25 protein-coding genes and 7 pseudogenes are annotated in these 18,542 nt (G+C 53.5%); 25 read left to right on the top strand and 7 right to left on the bottom strand.

Annotated features, from left to right (window positions below; genetic code table 11):
• Window positions 1–24: 24 nt before the first annotated feature.
• Window positions 25–852 carry a hypothetical protein gene (locus A7C91_RS01105; protein WP_068664174.1) on the top strand — a complete coding sequence of 276 codons (828 nt, stop codon included), beginning with the start codon at window positions 25–27 and terminating at the stop codon, window positions 850–852.
• A 15-nt stretch (window positions 853–867) separates the two neighbouring features.
• Here the strand turns inward: A7C91_RS01105 and A7C91_RS11435 are convergent, their stop codons facing one another.
• The 3 genes from A7C91_RS11435 to A7C91_RS01120 all read right to left on the bottom strand — a co-directional run bounded on the left by A7C91_RS11435 (window position 868) and on the right by A7C91_RS01120 (window position 2,473).
• Window positions 868–1,056 (bottom strand): hypothetical protein, encoded by a 189-nt coding sequence (locus A7C91_RS11435; protein WP_234394417.1) that lies wholly within the window; start codon window positions 1,054–1,056, stop codon window positions 868–870.
• Between the two features lie 212 nt (window positions 1,057–1,268).
• On the bottom strand, window positions 1,269–1,979 hold the full coding sequence (locus A7C91_RS01115; protein WP_068664176.1) for a 6-hydroxymethylpterin diphosphokinase MptE-like protein: 711 nt from the start codon (window positions 1,977–1,979) through the stop codon (window positions 1,269–1,271).
• A 32-nt stretch (window positions 1,980–2,011) separates the two neighbouring features.
• Window positions 2,012–2,473: a Mut7-C RNAse domain-containing protein gene (locus A7C91_RS01120; RefSeq protein WP_068664178.1), complete on the bottom strand. Its 462-nt coding sequence runs from the start codon at window positions 2,471–2,473 to the stop codon at window positions 2,012–2,014.
• A 62-nt stretch (window positions 2,474–2,535) separates the two neighbouring features.
• Here A7C91_RS01120 and A7C91_RS01125 point away from each other — a divergent pair.
• A pseudogene (locus A7C91_RS01125) lies at window positions 2,536–3,195 on the top strand (MBL fold metallo-hydrolase).
• A 43-nt stretch (window positions 3,196–3,238) separates the two neighbouring features.
• Window positions 3,239–3,800: pseudogene (locus tag A7C91_RS01130) on the top strand (nitroreductase family protein).
• 195 nt (window positions 3,801–3,995) lie between these two features.
• Here A7C91_RS01130 and A7C91_RS01135 read toward each other — a convergent pair.
• A pseudogene (locus A7C91_RS01135) lies at window positions 3,996–4,568 on the bottom strand (pyrroline-5-carboxylate reductase family protein); the annotation flags it as partial.
• Between the two features lie 513 nt (window positions 4,569–5,081).
• On the opposite strand from A7C91_RS01135, the gene A7C91_RS11445 reads away from it, so the two are divergent.
• The 13 genes and pseudogenes from A7C91_RS11445 to A7C91_RS11480 all read left to right on the top strand — a co-directional run bounded on the left by A7C91_RS11445 (window position 5,082) and on the right by A7C91_RS11480 (window position 10,458).
• Window positions 5,082–5,375 (top strand): thiamine pyrophosphate-dependent enzyme, encoded by a 294-nt coding sequence (locus A7C91_RS11445; protein ID WP_234394418.1) that lies wholly within the window; start codon window positions 5,082–5,084, stop codon window positions 5,373–5,375.
• 9 nt (window positions 5,376–5,384) lie between these two features.
• A complete protein-coding gene (locus A7C91_RS11450) occupies window positions 5,385–5,747 on the top strand; it encodes a hypothetical protein (RefSeq protein WP_234394419.1) in 363 nt (120 codons plus the stop codon).
• Complete coding sequence (locus A7C91_RS01145) at window positions 5,719–5,988, top strand: transketolase family protein (RefSeq protein ID WP_267886240.1); 270 nt, start codon at window positions 5,719–5,721, stop codon at window positions 5,986–5,988. The genes A7C91_RS11450 and A7C91_RS01145 overlap by 29 nt, the downstream gene beginning before the upstream one ends.
• A 23-nt stretch (window positions 5,989–6,011) precedes the next feature.
• Complete coding sequence (locus tag A7C91_RS12490) at window positions 6,012–6,257, top strand: hypothetical protein (RefSeq protein ID WP_394326662.1); 246 nt, start codon at window positions 6,012–6,014, stop codon at window positions 6,255–6,257.
• Window positions 6,206–6,328, top strand: a complete 123-nt coding sequence (locus tag A7C91_RS10950) for a hypothetical protein (RefSeq protein WP_394326663.1) — start codon at window positions 6,206–6,208, stop codon at window positions 6,326–6,328. The genes A7C91_RS12490 and A7C91_RS10950 overlap by 52 nt, the downstream gene beginning before the upstream one ends.
• A pseudogene (locus A7C91_RS01150) lies at window positions 6,285–7,103 on the top strand (shikimate kinase). Before A7C91_RS10950 ends, A7C91_RS01150 begins: the two are co-directional and overlap by 44 nt.
• 93 nt (window positions 7,104–7,196) lie before the next feature.
• Window positions 7,197–7,509 (top strand): annotated as a pseudogene (locus A7C91_RS12575) (3-phosphoshikimate 1-carboxyvinyltransferase); the annotation flags it as partial.
• Window positions 7,506–8,574 (top strand): annotated as a pseudogene (gene aroC, locus A7C91_RS01160) (chorismate synthase). The pseudogenes A7C91_RS12575 and aroC, both read left to right, overlap by 4 nt.
• Before the next feature lie 60 nt (window positions 8,575–8,634).
• On the top strand, window positions 8,635–8,805 hold the full coding sequence (locus A7C91_RS10675; protein WP_234394481.1) for a chorismate mutase: 171 nt from the start codon (window positions 8,635–8,637) through the stop codon (window positions 8,803–8,805).
• Window positions 8,789–9,148, top strand: coding sequence for a hypothetical protein (locus A7C91_RS11465; RefSeq protein WP_234394421.1), 360 nt, complete (start codon window positions 8,789–8,791; stop codon window positions 9,146–9,148). Before A7C91_RS10675 ends, A7C91_RS11465 begins: the two co-directional genes overlap by 17 nt.
• Window positions 9,149–9,215: 67 nt before the next feature.
• Window positions 9,216–9,881: a pyridoxal phosphate-dependent aminotransferase gene (locus tag A7C91_RS11470; protein ID WP_234394482.1), complete on the top strand. Its 666-nt coding sequence runs from the start codon at window positions 9,216–9,218 to the stop codon at window positions 9,879–9,881.
• Window positions 9,878–10,159 carry a hypothetical protein gene (locus A7C91_RS11475; protein WP_234394422.1) on the top strand — a complete coding sequence of 94 codons (282 nt, stop codon included), beginning with the start codon at window positions 9,878–9,880 and terminating at the stop codon, window positions 10,157–10,159. The genes A7C91_RS11470 and A7C91_RS11475 overlap by 4 nt, the downstream gene beginning before the upstream one ends.
• Before the next feature lie 17 nt (window positions 10,160–10,176).
• Window positions 10,177–10,458 carry a hypothetical protein gene (locus tag A7C91_RS11480; protein ID WP_234394423.1) on the top strand — a complete coding sequence of 94 codons (282 nt, stop codon included), beginning with the start codon at window positions 10,177–10,179 and terminating at the stop codon, window positions 10,456–10,458.
• A gap of 356 nt (window positions 10,459–10,814) precedes the next feature.
• Here A7C91_RS11480 and A7C91_RS01180 read toward each other — a convergent pair whose 3' ends face one another.
• Entirely contained in the window at window positions 10,815–11,261 is a 447-nt protein-coding gene (locus A7C91_RS01180; protein ID WP_068664184.1) for a protein-tyrosine phosphatase family protein, read from the bottom strand.
• Window positions 11,262–11,406: 145 nt separating this feature from the next.
• Between A7C91_RS01180 and A7C91_RS01185 the strand changes: the two genes are divergently transcribed.
• Window positions 11,407–12,159 carry a DUF2202 domain-containing protein gene (locus A7C91_RS01185; protein WP_068664186.1) on the top strand — a complete coding sequence of 251 codons (753 nt, stop codon included), beginning with the start codon at window positions 11,407–11,409 and terminating at the stop codon, window positions 12,157–12,159.
• 12 nt (window positions 12,160–12,171) lie between these two features.
• On the opposite strand, the pseudogene A7C91_RS01190 reads toward A7C91_RS01185, so the two are convergent.
• Window positions 12,172–12,824 (bottom strand): annotated as a pseudogene (locus A7C91_RS01190) (carbon-nitrogen hydrolase family protein).
• A gap of 256 nt (window positions 12,825–13,080) precedes the next feature.
• On the opposite strand from A7C91_RS01190, the gene A7C91_RS01195 reads away from it, so the two are divergent.
• Complete coding sequence (locus A7C91_RS01195) at window positions 13,081–13,848, top strand: DUF2202 domain-containing protein (RefSeq protein WP_068664188.1); 768 nt, start codon at window positions 13,081–13,083, stop codon at window positions 13,846–13,848.
• Between the two features lie 321 nt (window positions 13,849–14,169).
• Window positions 14,170–14,514: a hypothetical protein gene (locus A7C91_RS11485; protein WP_234394424.1), complete on the top strand. Its 345-nt coding sequence runs from the start codon at window positions 14,170–14,172 to the stop codon at window positions 14,512–14,514.
• Window positions 14,515–14,649: 135 nt separating this feature from the next.
• Here the strand turns inward: A7C91_RS11485 and A7C91_RS11490 are convergent, their stop codons facing one another.
• The gene (locus A7C91_RS11490) at window positions 14,650–15,774 is read right to left on the bottom strand and encodes a CPBP family intramembrane glutamic endopeptidase (protein WP_234394425.1); all 1,125 of its coding nucleotides are present in this window, start codon (window positions 15,772–15,774) and stop codon (window positions 14,650–14,652) included.
• Window positions 15,775–16,201: 427 nt separating this feature from the next.
• On the opposite strand from A7C91_RS11490, the gene A7C91_RS11495 reads away from it, so the two are divergent.
• The 6 genes from A7C91_RS11495 to A7C91_RS01220 all read left to right on the top strand — a co-directional run bounded on the left by A7C91_RS11495 (window position 16,202) and on the right by A7C91_RS01220 (window position 18,542).
• Window positions 16,202–16,459 carry a GNAT family N-acetyltransferase gene (locus A7C91_RS11495; protein WP_234394483.1) on the top strand — a complete coding sequence of 86 codons (258 nt, stop codon included), beginning with the start codon at window positions 16,202–16,204 and terminating at the stop codon, window positions 16,457–16,459.
• Window positions 16,456–16,578 (top strand): hypothetical protein, encoded by a 123-nt coding sequence (locus A7C91_RS12110; RefSeq protein WP_267886241.1) that lies wholly within the window; start codon window positions 16,456–16,458, stop codon window positions 16,576–16,578. The genes A7C91_RS11495 and A7C91_RS12110 overlap by 4 nt, the downstream gene beginning before the upstream one ends.
• Entirely contained in the window at window positions 16,572–16,712 is a 141-nt protein-coding gene (locus A7C91_RS10965; protein ID WP_199920062.1) for a hypothetical protein, read from the top strand. Before A7C91_RS12110 ends, A7C91_RS10965 begins: the two co-directional genes overlap by 7 nt.
• A gap of 246 nt (window positions 16,713–16,958) precedes the next feature.
• On the top strand, window positions 16,959–17,174 hold the full coding sequence (locus A7C91_RS10970; protein WP_199920063.1) for a hypothetical protein: 216 nt from the start codon (window positions 16,959–16,961) through the stop codon (window positions 17,172–17,174).
• Between the two features lie 162 nt (window positions 17,175–17,336).
• Window positions 17,337–17,702 (top strand): hypothetical protein, encoded by a 366-nt coding sequence (locus A7C91_RS01215; protein WP_199920064.1) that lies wholly within the window; start codon window positions 17,337–17,339, stop codon window positions 17,700–17,702.
• A gap of 444 nt (window positions 17,703–18,146) precedes the next feature.
• Entirely contained in the window at window positions 18,147–18,542 is a 396-nt protein-coding gene (locus tag A7C91_RS01220) for a hypothetical protein (RefSeq protein WP_068664193.1), read from the top strand.

Raw genomic sequence — 18,542 nt, forward strand, 5'->3', positions numbered from 1 at the left:
AACCGTTTCCCGTTCGGTGATAGAATGAGGTTCGTCACAAAGAACGAGGCAATCAGGAGAGCCTTCCTCGCGGATTTGAAGAGGGAAGGAATCAAGTTCGAGCTTCACGAGAGGTTGAGCTACGAAAGCTTTGCTGGCTACCTTCTAGAGGGTACGTTGGAGGAAATCGGCGCGAAGATAGAGGTTCTCAACGGCGCCGATAGGGAGGCCCTGAAAGAGGGCTTCCTGTCATTCAAGGAGAGCCTAAATCACCTACTCGAGCACATCAAGGTGGGCGAGCACATCGAGAGCCTGATCCAAGAAGGGCCGTGGATGGCCGAGCTCCTCGACCAGCTCATGAAGAACGGGGCGATAGACTACAGCGACGGAGTGGTGAAGCTTAAAGAAGACGTTGACATTATGAGCCTGAAGTTCGAGTTCAAATTCCCCTTCAACCTTGTCCACAATCCAGAGGGAGTCGAGAAGGTAGCCAAGCAGTTCGCCCTCACCGACCTCGTCCCGGAGTATGAGTTCGAGATACTAGAGCTTGACATAGCCAAGATAAACACCCTCGGAAAGCTCGCGAGCAGGTACTTCCCGGAGGACTACCTTCTGAGGGTCTACTTTGCACTCATTGGAAGGGCTATAGTTGCTACCGAAGTTCTGAAGGCCATCGGAAAGGAGAAGGTGCCTGAAGAAGACCTCATAAACGCATTCCTGAAGACCTCACCGATGGAGATCCCAACGGAGAAGGGAATGCTCGTCATAAACTTTACCAGAAAGGCCCTGGAAGAAACTCTAAGGCTCCTGAAGAAGTTTGGCTACATAGAAACAAAGGCCGGGAAGGTAAAGAAACTGAAGAACCTCTTTTGAGGTTTCTTTTTATTTTCAACACCCCTGACAGTCCGTGGGTCCTTTGGATTCCAACGCCTCCGATGGCTTTGAAGGAAGTAATATCAAGCCAATTGGCATCAGGATTCCACTGATTGTGCTGAAGAAAATCAGCGAGAGCACCATCGGAATTATGAGTTTGTCCTTGGCTTTTTTGTAGTCACCCATATCAACGAGCTCAATCACTTCAATGGAGCGTTTGTAAATCCACCATACGAGTATGAAGGCCAGAACCGCGAGAATTATCCCGATTATGATTATCAGGAGTGCCAGCCCTCAAGAACACCGGCTATGAGCGAGATTATTCCTCCAATCTTTATCAGCAGTTTCGCAATCTCAGCGTCGCCATGGAATCACCTAAACGTTAGTATGCGGAGAAACGATATAAAAAGTTACCCCTATAAGTCTAAAGCCGAAAACCACGTGACTTTAGCGCTCCCATTCCCCTCCAGCCATTTTAACAGTTCCTGGGCGAAGACAAACTTCTTCCTCTTGCTCTCCCAGACGGGGGAGTGCTCCCTCAGGCTGGGTTTGCTCCACTTTCCGACGGTTTCCCCGAAGTCGAAGCCGACAAGAACTATCTCCCTCGCCCCGAGGGCCTCTGCAAGAAAAGCGGCCCTATCTCCGTCGGTGAAACCTCCAAAGTTGTAAACAATGTCAAGAGGCTCCGTCTGGCACGTCCCGAGAATTCGCTGGAAGATGGGTACATAAACATTCATTTTCTCGATGTTGTCGCCGTGGGCGTGGATTACCAAGAAAGACCCTCTATCGTTGGCTATTTTCAGATCAGGAATTCTGCCGTCCAAGTCGGTGACTACTATATCGGGAACCAATCCAAACTCAAGTAAGGCTGACGTTGCCCCATCAGCCGCTATGAGAGTCCCGTCAGAGAAGTCAAACTTTTCCAGGGCCTTTTCCAGACTTGGACCCGCACCAAAAACGTAGATCTTCCTCTCGATAACCGCCCCAAGCTCCTCCTTCAGGATATACTCATCACCTTCCAACAGAAGTGCTCGCAGTATTTGGGCAGCTTCGCGGTCTTTCTCAATGGAATAACCCATCTCCCGGACGATCCTGAGGTAGAATGGCTCCCATTCCTTCCACTCCATCGGCTCACCAACCAGACTTCGGGTGGAAGTTTTTAAATCCTCCTCAGCCTCTTGTCGATTTTGAGCATCTCCCTCCACTGCCTTCCTGGCCAGTATATCTGCTCGCAGTTCCCGCAGACGTAGAACTCGTCGTAGCGTTCATAAACACTCTGTGGAACTTTCCCTTTAATCTCTTCTTTCTTAACAGGCCTTATCGGACCGTTGCACTTTGGACACCTCGCATTGGCCGGAAAGAGCTCCCTGAACTCCAAGCTGTACTTTTTGAGCTCCTCAACCTGTTCTTCAAGGAAGTTCGAGGAGAGGTGGATTACCTCAGCCCCGAGCTTTTTTGCCCTTTCAGCCAAGCCAGAGTCCCTCGTGAGTATTACTCTCCCCTCGGCGAGTGCAACTTGAATTATCCCCTCGTCGTCCGTGATGCCGTAGAGAGTATCGTAGCCGTAAAGGCGGAGCCATCTTGCCAAACGACCCAGCATCATGTCAGCGATGAATTTCATGGAAAAACTTGGGAACAATCCTTATAAAGGAAATATTTCACAGCTATAAAACAGGGGATGGCATGATAGTCTACTTCATTGGCACGGGCGGCAGCGAGGGCATTCCATCCCACCTATGCACCTGTCCCTCATGCAGCGAAGCGAGAAACTTCGGCTTTGCTCAGAGAAAGCCTTCAACGCTGGCGGTAATCACGGAAAATAGAAAAGCTGTTATCTTCGACGTTGGGACGGACATAAGGGACCACCTTAACGTACCCCTTAAGGCGATTTTTCTTACACATTGGCATCACGACCACCTCTACGGCCTCTAGAGACCCGAGGTAATAAAGCCCGGCGATACAGTGAAGGTTGACACGCTGAGGATTATCGCCCTCAGGCTTAACCACCAGGTTGAAACCCTCGGCTACCTCATAGAAGAAGACGGAAGGGCTAGCTCTGCTCTACGATACCAAGGAACTGCCCGAGGAGACCCGGGAGATTCTCAGGAAAAGGCCCCTCTGAGACTGGCGATAGTCGATGCCACTTATCCTTCCGGATTCAGCGATCCATACCACAACAACGTTGATGAGGCCGCTGAGAGTGGGCTTGAAATTGCAGAGAGAACAGTGCTGAGCCACATATCCCATAAAAACCTGCCCTTCCTGGAGTTCACCAAACACGTACGTAAAAGGTGGGGCAACAAAGTTCTGGTCGCATACGATGGGATGGTCTTCTACGTCTGAGTTAATGTTTTATTCTCCGCTTTCTAACTTCCACGGTGGTTGCATGAGGGTTCTCAAGCTGGCAAAGCGGAGAAAGACTGTAAGGCAGTTCCTCTCCCCTAAGCCTCCGATGGATGCAATTATGAGAGCAATAGAAGCCGCAAAGAAGCCCCCTCAGGGATGAACGCGCAGCCGTGGCACTTCGTCGTAATCGATGACGAGTGGCTCAAGAGCAGGATAAGAAAGCTTTGCGAAGATACCGAGAGGAGGTTCTACGAGAAGGTTGAAGGAGATCTCGGTGAGTGGCTTCAGGAAAAAGGGTTCTCACCAGAGAGGCCCTTCCTGAGCGATGCACCCCCCGGATACTCGTCTTCGGCAACACCAAAGCGCCCTACTGACTCCAGTCGGTCTGGATAGCGGTTGGCTACCTCCTCCTCGCGCTGGAGGAAGAAGTGCTCGGCACGGTTACGTACACGCCACCGAATCCGAGGCTGGTAGAAGAGCTTTTGAACGCTCCAAAGGACTACAAGCTCCAGATCATCCTCCCCGTTGGATATCCTGCTGATCTGAAGCCAAAGTACGAGAGGAAAAGGCTGGAGGAAGTCATGAGCCCCAACGGGTTTTAGACCTTTTTTGAGAGTATCTTCGACTTTTTGGTCGCCGCGTCTATGGCATTCATCACCGCCGTCCTCACCCTTCCTTCTTCGAGCCCAAAGACGCCGTCTATCATAGTCCCACAGGGGGCTATCACCCCCCACCCCGGCCAGATGTCTGTCCGTCTCCATGAGGCGCTTCGTCGTCCCGAGGAGGGTCTGGAGGGCGGCGAGCCAGGCAATTTCTCTCGGCAGACCGACCCTTAAGCGGCCGTAGACCATCGCCTCAAGGAACACCGTCACGTAGGCAGGTCCGGAACCGCTGAGTCCCGTTATGGCGTCCATGTGCTCCTCCTCAACCTTTATGTACTTTCCAAAGGCTGAAAAGAAATTTTCAACGGTTTTCAGGTCGTCATCATTTAGGTCAGTGACATATGCCGTAAAAGACTCCTTGACGAGAACGGCTATGTTGGGCATCGCCCTGACCACTTTAGCCTTCGGAACTTTTCTCTCTATGTATTCGAGCCCTATGCCAGCGGCCAGCGATATTAGCAGCTTTCCGTCGAGCTTTTCCCTATCTCGTACAGCACTGCCCAACTTTGTTCGGCTTGACCGCGAGAAAACAACATCAGCCCATTCCGCCGCCTTCACGTTGTCCCGCGTGAGCTTTACGCCATGCTCCTCAAGCCATTTGACCTTCTCAATGTTTCTCCAGGTAGCGATGACCTCATGGCCAGCCTCGCTCAGGGCTTTGGCAACTGCACTTTCCGTAGTTCCAGCGCCGATAACGGCAACCCTCATCCCATCACTGGCGGAAGTTCGTTCCTGTCCAGATAACGTTTTGGGCAGTTGGGGGTCATGGTGACAAGATGTTCCCGTATATGGGGAACTACTGGCGGAAATGGATGGTTGGAGTTTATCCAGTTGGTACAACGGCCAGCCTTCCTGTCCAAGGGTTTAAACAGGGGCAACGTTCCCCATAATCCCAGTGGTCGTCATGGCAGAACCGAAGGTGATGCCCCACCAATATTGGTAACCCCCTTCGGGGATGAGGGGATTAGGAAACTTGTTCTCAGGGCACTGAACGAGAACCAGCGGCTGATCTGAGGAGCGTTAACGGAAGACAACGCTCCCTCAACGCCCTCATTGAGGAGCTCAGCAGGAAAAGGAAGAAGCCTATATCAACCCTCAAACTGAACGCCAAGATACTAAATGATCTCGGCCTCATAGACTACTGAACCAGGGACGACCTCAACCCGGTCTGCCTTACCGAGCACGGGTTCTTTGTTCTTAATCTTCAGGAGGTTGATGAAAATGAGTGAAGCCGTTTTCAGGCTCTGCAACATGGTCGAGAGGGTCAACAGCTTCCACCTGAGCCCCTCCGAGACCTGTCTGGATATACCCTCGGCAGTACTCGAAAGGACGGGCGAGGAAGACGTGGTGATGCTCAGCAAGGGCCACTCCGCACCCGCTTTTTACGTAACCCTCCACGAGATGAGCCTCACAACATGGGAAGAGCTACTGACGTTCGCCGACATAGACGGCCTGCCGAGCCATGTTGCGAGGGGATTGCCCTTCATTGAGGTCTCCAGTGGCTCCCCCGGGTAGGGTCTGTCAGTGGCAAACGGCATAGCACTGGCCAAGAGGGCGGACGGAAGGGGTGGAAAGGTTTACGTCATCCTCGGCAACGGCGAGCTCGATGAGGGTCAGGTGTGGGAGGCATCCATGACCGCTTCCCATTACAGCCTCAACAACGTGATAGCGATCGTTGACAGGAACTACTTCCAGCTCACCGGCGGAACCGAGGAGACGCTGAGGAAGGAACCCCTGGCAGACAAGTGGCGCGTCTTCGGCTGGACGGTCATAGAAGTTCCTAACGAGAGGAGCACGATAGAGACGACTCTGGACTACGCCGAGAGAATCAATGGCAGGCCCAAGGTCATAATAGCGAGTGGGAGAAGTGATAGAGAGCTTCCGTGAAGCCTTTGGACGGGCCCTCGGGGAGATTGAAAGGGAAGAACTGAAGCTGGTAGTTCTCGATGCAGACGTGAAGAACTCAACGAGGACGTCACACTTTGAGAAGGCCTTCCCAAACAGGTTCTTTCAGGTGGGGATAAGCGAGCAGGACATGGTATCGATGGCAGCTGGCTTTGCAATAGCCGGGAAGATACCCCTGGCCTCGGCCTTCGCCTCGTTCCTCATGAGGGGTGGGAGCAGATAAGGAACACCGTCGCGAGGGACAACCTGAACGTCAAGCTCGTCTCGACCCACTCTGGCTTCTCTGACTACCTCGACGGCTCCTTCCACCAGTGTCTGGAGGACGTTGCCCTCATGAGAGTGCTCCCCAACGTGAGGGTTATCATACCCGCGGACGCACCCTCTGTTGAGGTTCTCCTCAGGGAGGCCGAGGCGAGGGGATGCCTTACGGTAGACGACCTCTGGATGCTCGTCTATCATGGGCTGAAAGCTTCCGCCTCTGGACGGGAGTGAGTCCCGACGTTGATTTCATGAGGAGGGTTGCGCTTGAAGGGCTCAGCAAGCGTGGCTGCCACGGTGGTTAACACCTTCGCAACCGGAAAGGAGGCGGCAATCGGGATTGATATGTGGACAAGTGCGAGGGTTAAAGTAACCTCTGGGGGGTGGAGAGGAAAATACTTGTGAGGGAAAAAGAGGTTAAGGACTGTAGGTTCGTCCGGGCGGTGGTAGGCCTCCTCAGGGAGCTCACGGGCGGGGACTTCGGAATCAGGTTTAAGATAACCTCTGAAATACCAGTAGGAAAGGGCCTGAAGAGTAGCTCCGCCGCGGCCAACGCCCTCACGGAGGCACTCGTCAAGGCACTGAAGCTCGACATTGAGCCCTTACAGGTCGTCAGGCTTGGTGTGGAAGCCGCGAAGCGGGCCGGCGTTACGCTCACGGGGGCCTTCGACGACGCCTGCGCTTCCTACTTCGGCGGCCTCTGCATAACGGACAACACAGAAAACGAGCTACTCGGGAGGAGGGAAGTGGAAGGTGAAACCGTTGTGCTCATGCCCGGGGAGAGCCTTATGACGGAGAGCCTGAGGGGGCTAGACTTTTCCGTGTTGAGGCCGTACGTTGAGGAAGCATTCAGGCTTGCGCTGGCCCGGGGAGTGGAGAAAGGCGGCGGTGATAAACGGGTTAATATCCGGGACGTTCCTCGGCCACGATACGAAGCCCTTCAGAGTGGCCATGAGTATGGGCGCCGTTCCGGGCCTCAGTAGGAAGGGACCGGCGGTCTTCGCCATTACCGACGAGCCCGAAAGGCTGGCCGAGGCTTGGGAGCCCTTTGGGGAGGTTGAAATAAGAAATCTAAGGTGATCTGGAGTGGGAGCGATAATAAGGCCAGTTGGTGAAGTGACCGGCGAGATGGAGGCACCGCCCTCGAAGAGCTACACCCACAGGGCGTACTTCCTAGCCCTCCTCGCCGAGGGAAGGAGCGTCCTGAGGGCGAGGCAGCTCAGGTTCAAGGAGAGCGACAGGGTAAGGGCGATGGCCGTCAACCTCTCAAGAATGGGGATACGGGTAAGGGAGCTTCCGGACGGGCTGGAGATAGAGGGGGAAGGCCTAAGGGAGGGCAGTTTGAGACCTTCAACGACCACAGGATAGCCATGGCCATGGTCGTGGCGGCGCTGGGGGCGAGGGGAGAAAGCGTTATCCCTGAAACGGGGAGAGTTTCCAAATCCCCCCTTGCTTCTTAAACGACCTTAGGAGGCTGGTGAGATGAGGTTGCTCGGCTACACCCTCTTCGGCGAGAGCCATGGAAAAGCCATTGGGGTTGTCATCATGGAAGTGCCCCCCGGGATCGAGGTTCGAGAAGGAGAGCTCACGGCAGAGCTCGAAAGAAGGAAGGGGATAAGGAGGTTCGCAACGAAGAGGAAGGAGGGGGAACAGACCCGGTATACTCTCGGGAGTCTTCAGGGGACACACCACGGGGACGCCAATAGCCCTCATCGTGGAGAACCTGGACGTTGAGTCATCCTACTACGAGGAGATAAAGGACACTCCAAGACCAGGACACGGGGACTACCCGGCCAGAATAACATACTTCGGCTACAACGACTACAGGGGAAGGGCACCTGTCAGGCAGGCTCACGGTCGGGATCGTGGTGGCTGGATACTTCGCCAAAAAGATACTGGAGAGGTTTTGGGATCGAGGTCAGGGCTTACATAGAGAGGATAGACCCCGTTGAGGCTAGGGAGTTGAGCGTCGAGGAGGTGTTCTCATCGGAGAACCTGTACTGCCCCGACGAAGAGGCCTTCCGGGAGATGCGAGAGGTTATGGAAGACGCTAGGAAGAGCAGGGACAGCGTTGGAGGGATCATGGAAGCTGTGGCAAGGAACGTTCCGCAGGGCTGGGCGGCCCCTATGAGGAGGACATAGAGGCGGATCTGGCATCGGCTTCCTTCAGGATACCGGCGGTCAGGGGGTGGAGTTCGGTTTGGGCTTCAGGTTTGGGGAGCTCAAGGGAAGCGAGGCCAACGACCCCTTCATCATAAGGAACGGTAAGGTCGTTACTGAGACGAACAACCACGGGGGTTTTCTCGGTGGAATGACGACGGGCATGCCAACAGTGGCTAGGGTTGTCGTAAAGCCCACCCCGTCGATATATCTTCCCCAGAGAACGGTGAACCTCTGGGGATGAAAGAGGAGTGGGTAAGGCTCAGGGGGCGCTTTGACTCGTGCATCGTCCCCAAGGCCCTGCCCGTCGTTGAGGGGGGCGATGGCCATAGTCTTGGCGGATCATCTGCTCAGGAGAATGGCCTGGGTGGGATTTGAAAATGCAAGATAGGGTTCTTAAAATAAAGGAGCTCAGGGCGAGATCGACAGGATAGATGAGGAGATAATTAGACTGCTCGAGAAGAGGCTCGAAGTTGCTAGGGAGATAGGGACGCTAAAGGCCGCGGCGGGCCTACCCATTATAGACAATGAGCGGGAGAGGGAGGTTTTAGAAAGGGCCAAAAAGTTCAGGAGAGTTTTTGAAGCAATAATATCGGTGAGCAGGAATGTTCAACATCTATGAGTTCTTCAACAGGATAAACGAGCTCGACCCTAAAATAAGGCTAGACGCCGGCCAACCAGACATCCCTGTTGATGGAGAAATAATAGCTGAAACTGTGAGGGCGCTTCGAGCCGGAGAAACCGGTTACACCTCAACGGCCGGGATAGGAGAGCTCAGGGAAGCCATAGAGAACCTCGAGGGGATTTCCCCGGAGGAGGTCGTGGTGGGTCTGGGTGCGAAGATATTCATCTCGGCGGTGATAGCGAGAGCAAGGAGGATCGCAGTCGTTTCCCCACTGGAACGCTTACACGCTCATAGCCAAGAGGTTCAAAAAAGATGTCGAGGTGATAAAGACCTAGCTTAAGGATGGATGGCTCCCCCAGGTTGAGGAGATAAACGCCGACCTGCTCATACTGAACTATCCGAACAACCTGACGGGGAGGGTTCCCTCGAGAGAAAAGCTTAAAAGAATTCTTGAAGCTGCTGAGGAAAGGGGCATCAAGGTTCTTTCGGATGAAGTCTACGCTGAGTTGAGCTTCAATGAGCACACCCCAGGTAGGGAGCTCTACGAGAACGCCATAACTGTGAAGAGCTTCTTAAAGCTCTATTCCATGACGGGCTTCCGCCTCGGCTATGCAATAGCCCAAGAAGAGGACGCCAAAAAGTTGAGAGGGTTCATCGAGGTGACCGCCACTTGCGTGCCTCCCTTTGTCCAGAGGGCTGGGATAAAGGCCCTCGAGCTCAGGGACAGGATCAAGAAGAGGGTTAGGAACGAGTACAGGATGAGAGTGAAAAGGGCGGTCAGGATACTCAATGGTCTGGAGTTTTATCCCCCAGAAGGGGCGTTTTATGTCTTTCTGCACGTCCCAGGGGATGGTCTCTCCTTTGCGGAGCGGCTTCTTAACCGGGGAGTAGCTGTCTTTCCAGGAGTTGCTTTTGGTGACTATAGGGACTTCATTAGGATATCCTTTACCTGGAAGGGGTTTGAAGAGGGACTCAAGATAATAAGGGAGGAGGTAGAATGGGCATCGAAATCGTCGGCTACGGAAAAATGGGAAGGTTCTTTAGGGAATGTCTTGGCGAGGAGCACGAGGTGAGGGTGTACTCGCAGCACGAGCGAATGGACTTCGACTCGCTGAGTGAGCTTTACTCGTGGGCAGAACCTGTAATCCTTGCCTCATTCATCTCCGCACTTCCACACCAGCTTAAGGAGCTCTCCGCACTTTCAAAGGAACTCGGAGGGGCAAAGGTAATCTTTGACATAGCAACGTTCAAAGCAGACATCGTTGGTCTTTACAGGCACTTTCCGAGGGAGGTTAAGGTCGCCAGTATCCACCTAACGTTTGGGTCTGGGACGGCTTCCTACGAAGCATAAAGTTCATAGTGGTTCCAGTGCCAGGGAGGGAGGAGGATTCTAAGGTCGTTGGGGAGTTAATAAAATCCCTTGGCGGAAAAGTGGAGTTCCTTGAGGCCAGAACCTACGATAGGATCATGGGCTTCGTCATAGGCGTTCCCTACTTTCTGGGACTCTCCTATCTGGCGCTCTCAATGGAGGGAGGGCTGGGAAGGTTCGGGGGCACCTCCCACGCTTTCTTAGAGACTTACGGAAAGGCCGTTCTCAACGACTCGCAGGACTTCGTCGAGGAGGTTCTTAAACGCTCAAGGGGGAGATAGAGGAGTCCCCGCAGTTTCTGCGAGAAGGGAAGCCGAACCCGAGCAAGCCTAGAAAGAGGCTTAGTGAGAAGGAGATAAAAAAGCCTACAAAAGGTTCTACAGGGCTTTAGAGTGATAAAATACTCCTTACCGCTTCGTTGACGTCAGTCACGCCCCTGCCGACCATCAGGAAATCGAAATCGCCGTATTCCCTCCAGTAGTTTTCCACTAGGAGCTCATCGTTGTGGGTGTGGCCGATGTAAACGCCGTATTCTCCCCTAATGAGCTCTCAGAGGACGCAGGGGTCGGGCTTCACGTAGAGCTCCCTTGTCACGGCGTTCTTGAAGCGGTAGCCACGAATTTCACAATAAAAACCGTCATTTTTTCAAAAATTTTTCTAACATCTTTAAAACGTTCAGCTGGTCGGGTGTCTCGACGGCAGTTGGTCTGAGCGAGCGGACGCGGTAGAGCGCCTCTCTCAGCGACAATCCTTTGGAGTACATCAGCCATGCAACCGCCACAGTCCCACTCCTCCCTGAGCCGCCGAGACAGTGTATCAGAACCCGCTTGCCTTCCCTCGTTTTCTCCCCGATCCACCGGAGTATTTCAAGGAGCGCTTCAAGGCTTGGAGCAGTAAAGTCAGGAATCGGGCTGTGGAGAACTTCCGGGCCGAGTTCTTTCAGCTTTTCGAGGCCATAGAAGAGCTCATGATCCTCGACCAGTACAACGAAGGCCCCGAACTCCTCAGCAAGTCTTGGAATGTCCTCAGGATAGGGCATTGAAGAGAAGGCAACGTTCTCGGATATGAACCTCGGGTTTATCATCACCACCCCTAAGAGGGTATGACCACGCGAAGATAAGCCTTACTTCAGCACTAACCCAGTGGTTACAACCAAAACCTATTTAGGAGCCATCAAATAAATATCACCGTGCAAATTCCGGGGAGCAATCCCTGGCGGGGTGATAGTTATGAAAAAGATTTACGAATTTTTCCTGGTTGGGATTCTGCTCCTAAGCGTTCTCGCGGCTGGATGCATTAGCAACACAGAGACCTCCATAACTCCCACGGAAACTTCGACGCCCACCGATACGATTCCGCTAGTTGCTGATTCAAATGGAAACATCGACACGCAAAACCTGCAGTCATACATTGACTCCCTTCCAGCCGCACCTCTAACGGAAGAGGAAAAGAATGGTCTGCTCTACATGGTCGAGGAGGAAAAACTTGCCCACGACGTTTACGTTAAGCTCTACGACAAGTGGGGGCTTCAGATATTCAACAACATAGCCCAGAGTGAGACAACCCACATCGACACCGTTAGAATGCTCCTCCAGAAGTACAACCTCACAGACCCAACGATAAACGAAGGAGTAGGTGAATTCCAGAACCCACACCTCCAGGAGCTCTACAACCAGCTTATCGAGATGGGAATGCAGAGCGAAGTTGACGCCCTTAAGGTTGGAGCTCTGATAGAAGAGCTAGACATAGTAGACCTCCAGGAGAGAATAGCCCAGACGAACAAGGTTGACATAATAACCGTCTACGAGAACCTCATGATGGGTTCGAGGAACCACCTCAGGTCCTTCGTGAGCACCCTTAAGAACAGGGGAGTTACCTACGAGCCCCAGATTCTCAGCAAGGAGGAGTACGAGGAGATCATCAGCAGCCCGATGGAGACCGGGGGACAGGGCGGACCGCAGGGATACGGCAACAACGGATGAACTGTTTCTTTTCTATCTTTTTCCAAGTTCGTAGATCAGAATCTCTTCCCCACGGCTCTGAGCCAAGAGTTCTCCATTCGCCTCAAAGACCCACGCCCCACCAGGCGGATGAGCGTTAACGATAAATGTCCTAACCCCAAAAGCCTAACACGTTCAGACATCGCTTCGATGTCCTCTACGGCGATTTCTCCACCCCTCTGGGGAGTACTCCATAGGCACGAATAGGTAGTCCGGTCTTTTTCTTCGAATCCACTTCGCTATCCTCCTGTTGTAGAGGTCGCCGCAGATGATTATCGCGAGCTTCCCGAACTCCATCCTTGCTGTCCTCACGGTGTTGCCGGTGCAGAACCTCATGGGCTCCTGGAACTTGCGGTGCTTCAAGACAATCTCGCCCTCGCGGTCTATAAGGAGCGCCGAGTTGTAGGTGCAGTTCTTGTAGGGCTCAAGGAGGCCAAGTATAACGTAAATCGAGTCCTCCCTCGCCAGGCGGCTCACCTGTGAGACTACCTCGTCGTAGAGGACTGCCCGACTGAAGTCCCACTTCTCAAATCCCATGAGGCAGTACTCCGGGAAGACCAAGATGTCCGGGCCGTGTTGGAGGGCCTCCACAAAGCGCTGCTCGAACTCACGCCAGTTGGCCTCAAAGTCATGACTTTAACCTTCATGGGATTAGAACAAGTCTCAAGGTCATCACCCGCACACTTTCGTTCTTACTACCAGTCTCCTTTTAAATCCATCACGCCAAATGCACGAAACGGCCTCCCACTACAGCCCGCCATATTCAGTGCACAGCGCCGATGATTGAGGTAATGTCCCTCGTCCCTTTCATCTCCAGCCACTCCCCACTTCTCTAACCCGAAAGATTTATAAAGTTGCTATCATATGTAACATTAAAATTACATATGGGAAAAGGTGATAAAAATGCCTGGTAAGAAGCTTTACGGGCTCCTGATCATAGGGGTTATATTCTTCGGGGTTTTCAGCGCAGGATGCATAACCACGGAGGAAGACGCTACGACCACAGAGTCCTCAATTCCCACTGTGACTCAGGGTTACGGTCCCGAGGCAGCCCCGCACGGACCATCCAGCAACGTGACGGCTGGCGGCTTTGCTGACATCACGTACAACGTGGACTACGTTTATTCACTCCCAACCGAGGACTTAAGCTTGGAAGAGATTCAGGCGGTCCTCTACATGCGCGAGGAGGAGAAGCTCGCGAGGGACGTTTACCTGACTCTCTACGAGAAGTGGGGTGAACCAATATTCAACAACATAGCCCAGAGCGAGCAGGCCCACATGGACATGGTGCTGGCACTCATCGAGAAGTACAACCTGACCGACCCAGCCGCAGGCAAGGACATTGGCGAGTTCGAGAACCCCGAGCTTCAAAAGCTCTATGACCAGCTCATTGAGCAGGGAATGCAGAGTGAAGTTGCGGCCCTCGAAGTGGGAGCACTCATAGAGGAGGTTGACATCAAGGACCTTGAAGAGTGGCTGGCCAAGACCGACAACGAGGACATTAAGTACGTCTTCGAGAACCTCATGATGGGCTCAAGGAACCACCTCAGGGCATTTACCAACGTGCTCTCAAGGCAGTACGGGATAACCTACGAGCCCCAGATACTACCGCAGGATGAGTACGAGGCCATAGTAAACTCCCCAATGGAGAGGGGAATGCCGACTGGCTGAAGATTTCTTTCTTTTCTCCCTCTACTCGGCCAGAGGGGCAACGCCCCGAAGCAGATCTGATGGGCGGAAGTAACTATTTAAAACTCTTTTGCGTTGTAAGTTTGGTGGGTACGATGTTCCAGAACTTGCTACACAGCCGTCCCCTCTATGAAAAACCTGAGAGGAGTACGATATTGAGAGGGATGAAACCATAAAACCTGCTCCTTCGGCGTTGAGACTGTTCCTGTTGCCCTCGCCGGAGATTTAATTGTTGGAAGTGTCCACGACGGGAAGAACTACAGGACAATACTAGCAAAGCTATGCGGTGAGGAAATAAAGACAGTGAAATTCCTCTCAGGCAAGAACAACTGGGAGGGGCACTGCGTAGCAAAGCTCGACGACGGCTACCTCCTCGGAGGAGCGGTTGAAGGAATTACCCCTCCAGAAGGCGGGAGCGGCTGGAAATCCTACGTGACAAGGCTCGACGGTAGCTTAAACGTCCTCTGGGAGTGGAAGATTAGGATTAGGGGCAACGAAGCGGTTTATTCAATTCTCCCCGCGGAAGGGTCAATCTTCATAGCCAGTGAGACCGGAAAGCCCGAGAATAAAGGGTTCTTCATAGGGAAGCTCTCGATGGACGGCGAGCTCCTCTGGCTGAGGGACTTCGGGAACTGGGAGAAGCAGTAATAGGTTCGCTTGTTCCTGGAGAGAGGCCAAAGCTCGTCGGGAGCGTAAAAGAGGGACGCTGGGAGGTTAGAGCCTTTGACTTTGACTCCCAAGGGGAGCTTCTCGGAGAGGAAGCCCTTGCGGAAGGAATAGCCTTTACCGCGACGCTCTGGGAGGGGAAGCTCCTCCTTGCTGGATGTGGGGACAAAAACCTCTGGGTTCGTCTCGGAGGGAAGATATTGAGCTCGGCAATGGAGCGACCACATCTCTGCTCCCGATGAATGGAGAGCTCCTCGTCGGGGGCGAGCTCGGAGGGAATGCAGTGGTCGTCAAAATATCCAAGAAAGGAGATATAGTCGTTAGGGAGCTCTGGGAGAACGGCGGGGTTGAGGTTTTGGGAGAGAACGTTGCTCTCGGTGTGAGAGAACGGGAAAGAAAAACGGAAATGGTCGTCACTTCCTTCTCAGGGTTCTGACTCTGATATAAACGACCGCGAGCATTGTTAAACCCATTGTTACGCCAATAACGAGGCCGTAAACCGAGAAGGTTTCGGCAATGTAGTTCAGAATTCCCTCTGTGCTGTTCATAAGAACGACCGGTGAGAGCAGGAGCAGAAGGATTCCGGCCAGTATCATCTTCCTCGCGCGCTCGTGTTTTATATACAGGTATTAGGTCTACAAGCCAGTGGACTGCCATGACAACGAGCAGGCTTTTTGTGTAGAGGTAACCAAGCCCCAGCACGAGACCGGTTAGGGTGTTTGACAGCAGTACCTTCCAGATCCTGTCGGGATGAGAGAACTTGTGGGATATCCCAAAGAACAGGGAAACGGCAATCAGTTCCACAAAGGGGTTCCAGAGCGATAGCAAGCCCAAAAAGATGTAGCGGAAGACCAGCTCCTCGGGCAGGGCCACGCTTATCACCTGCAAGAGAGCCAGCTGGCCGAAGCTCGCTCTGCGAATTAGCTCGACCATTTCCCTGTCCTCTTCCGATTCTGGCTTAAGGAAGCGCCGGAACTCGCCCACAGCCGGCAGGAAGCTGAGGACTGCGAGGGCGGGAAGAACCAAGAAGTCTCCCACCGGGAAGCTCCACCTAATGAAGTAAACCCCCGGACAGAGGAGCGTTATGAAACCCGCCAGCAGGACGTCAAAGGCGGAAACGACGAGCCAATAAGCGGCGATTTCGCCGAGCTTGTCCTTCAACCTGACACTCAGTCTCGGAAAGTAGAGGGGGCTCGTTATCCAGATGAAGAAGGCGATGGCAAAGACCGCAAGCGGGTTCATGGAACCACCTCACTCCGGACGTTCTCCATTTCTTCGGCAGGGCCGACACTCAGTCCCAAACCCCTGGACTACCTCTCCATGAGCATAACTGGATTAAGCTTCATAGATAAATATTTTAAAATCCTTCTAGGTTGTAATGTTGGTGGTCGCATGAGGCCCGTAATCCTGAAGGGGGAGAAGGTTCCCTGGCGATACTCCTCCGCGAGGACTTAAGGAAGAGCTGGAAGTGGTTCAACGACAGGAGCACGGTCAGAGGTATGTTCCACTCGGCTTACTCCACACTACCCGAGGAGGAATAGGAGTTTTATGCGGATTTGAAGAAGAACAAGGACAAAGCACCCACCTTTGCCGTTATCGAGAACGAGAGCGGAGGCTCATAAGAATAGCAGGCTTTAACTGGATAAACTGACAGGCAAGATGGAGAGAAATCTTTTACTATCTCGCGCCGGAGGAGAGGAGTAAAGGTTACGGGAGCGAGACCGTCAGATTGCTCTGTGAGTACGCCTTCAGGCACCGGAACCTACACAAGGTATGGGCGAAGGTTCACGCGGACAACGTTCCCTCAATCCGGGTTCTGGAGAAGAACGGCTTCGTGCTGGCTGGCAGGTTGAGGGATCACGTTTGGAACGACGGGAGATACGTTGATGAGCTCATCTACGAGCGCTTCAGGGGTGAAGGAGGTTGATTGAGAGGTTCGACCTTGAGCTGGTCCTCGACATTGAGAACGGCACGCTACACGGAAAAGCCGTTGAAGCCCTCGCCGGAAAAAGCGATACGTTCCTCCTCAACAGGGGTTTGTGGTAGGAAGGGCTTCAACCGGTTTCTCCCAGGAGGTAACGGGCCTCAGGGGCCTTGAGGTTTTCAGGGTGAACGCCGTAAGGCGCAAAAAGCCAGTTGGGAAGGTTGAGATTTCCTACTCGGGCGAACTGGAGAGCTAGGGGGAGGTATTCCCCTACCTCAAGAACTCAATTAACCGAGACTACAGCCTCCTGAGGACGGATTCGCTCTTCTACCCGATTCCGGCGGAGCCGAGCTTTGAAGACCTCGTTGAGTACGTTGTAAGCTCGAACTTTGACACCGAAATAACGGCTGAGGGCGTTCTTGAGGATTTAACGATAGCCTTTGGTGGAGAAATAAAGGGAAATAAGCTGAGAATCGAAGGGATAAACAGGCTTGACATAGCGGTGGCGCCTTTCAAAGTCATCGAGGAGAGGCCTATCCGCCTGTTCGTCCTGAGCGAGGAAGGAACCGAGAGAACCATTGAGCTACTCGGGAAGACCAACGACTTCTACTCTTCGCTTTTCGGGAGAAAAAGCACACCTACACCATCATCGAGACGCCCGAAAACTACGGCGGACAGGCTGGGGAGAGCTACGCCCTCATCCCCGGAAGCTCCCTAAGGGCAGAAAATCCCTCGGGCATCTATCACGAACTCACTCATCGCTGGAACCCCAGGCAACGCCGGAGGCTCACATGAGCAGGTTTTTCGACGAGGCTTTCGCTAACTATCTGACGGCTCTTACGATAGGGGAAATCCATGGGAAGAAGTGTTCCGGGACTTCTTGGCCAGGCTGGAGGAAAGATATGCGGAAATTGCCAAGAAGCATCCGGAGATTAGAACCCTTAGCTACAACGTCACCGAAAGGGAAGTAGATATCCCCTCACCGCCGGGAAGCCTCGCGAGCTTTACCGGAACGGCAAACGGCATAGAGTTCGGTCGCCTCGTTTATCCCAACTCGACAGCGGTTGCGAAGGCCCAGGAATACGTCGTGGACCTGCTAAGGGAAAACGGCTTCCAGCAGGATGCCGGAGGGAAGGCATTCTGGGAAAGGGAAAACGTAACGTATGCGGTTTACGGAACCTACAGGGACTATTATTACGTCCTGTTCATCGCGAGAGTCCGGGGCGGGAGCGTGAACGAAGGATAGAACGTCTCTCTCAATTCTTCTGGACCATCGCTGTCATTGGCCCCTCGCCGGGCAAGGTTCTAGGCCTCTTCCTGCTAGTAGAGATTGTGGAGAGGACTTCAACATCACGGCCGACTTCATAAACATCCCCGAAGTTAGCGTGGCCGACTGGTGCACCGGCAGAGCCGGGGACGTTGAGTTCATGCTCTGGTTTATCCGAACGTTAGCGCATATTTCGAAGCGAGGGACGAGCTGACCGAAAAGCTTCTCGCAGACGGCTGGAAAAGGACAGACGACGGGAGAGACCCCTACTACCGGAGCTTTGCCCGCAGCGAGGATACCCTCGTCGTCTACGCCCAGTACCGCTACACGTACTACATCGCCATCGCCCTCAAGAAGCCCAGATACTCAACCAGCGACCTCGTCTGGCACGTGATCGGCACGGGCGGAGCGAGTCCCGAAACCATGCTATCCTTCGGGGAGCTGAAAGGGGACCTCCGTTCGGAGAACTGGACGGATCAGGTCGGTCTGAAGGTTGAGGGGTACGTTTACAGCCTGGAGGGCAACATGGCCGAAAGCGACGCAAAGGCACTGGTACTGTTCTACCCAGAGCGGCTCGTCCACGAGGTCTACCTGAGACTCAAAAAGACCCTGCTCGATAACGGGTGGGCCGAGAGGGACTGCGTCGAGCTTCCGTCCCACGACGGAATGAGGCACCTCCTGGCAAACGACCTCTTCGAGAGCTCCGGGAAGGCCACGTACATCGAGGTCTTAAGGTACGGGGACATGGACGTCATGATCATTATCTACGGAGAAAAGCTCAGCGTCAAAGGTGCCGCAAAGGCCATATGGAGAAAATAA

This window comes from Thermococcus piezophilus (assembly GCF_001647085.1).
Lineage (GTDB): Archaea > Methanobacteriota_B > Thermococci > Thermococcales > Thermococcaceae > Thermococcus > Thermococcus piezophilus.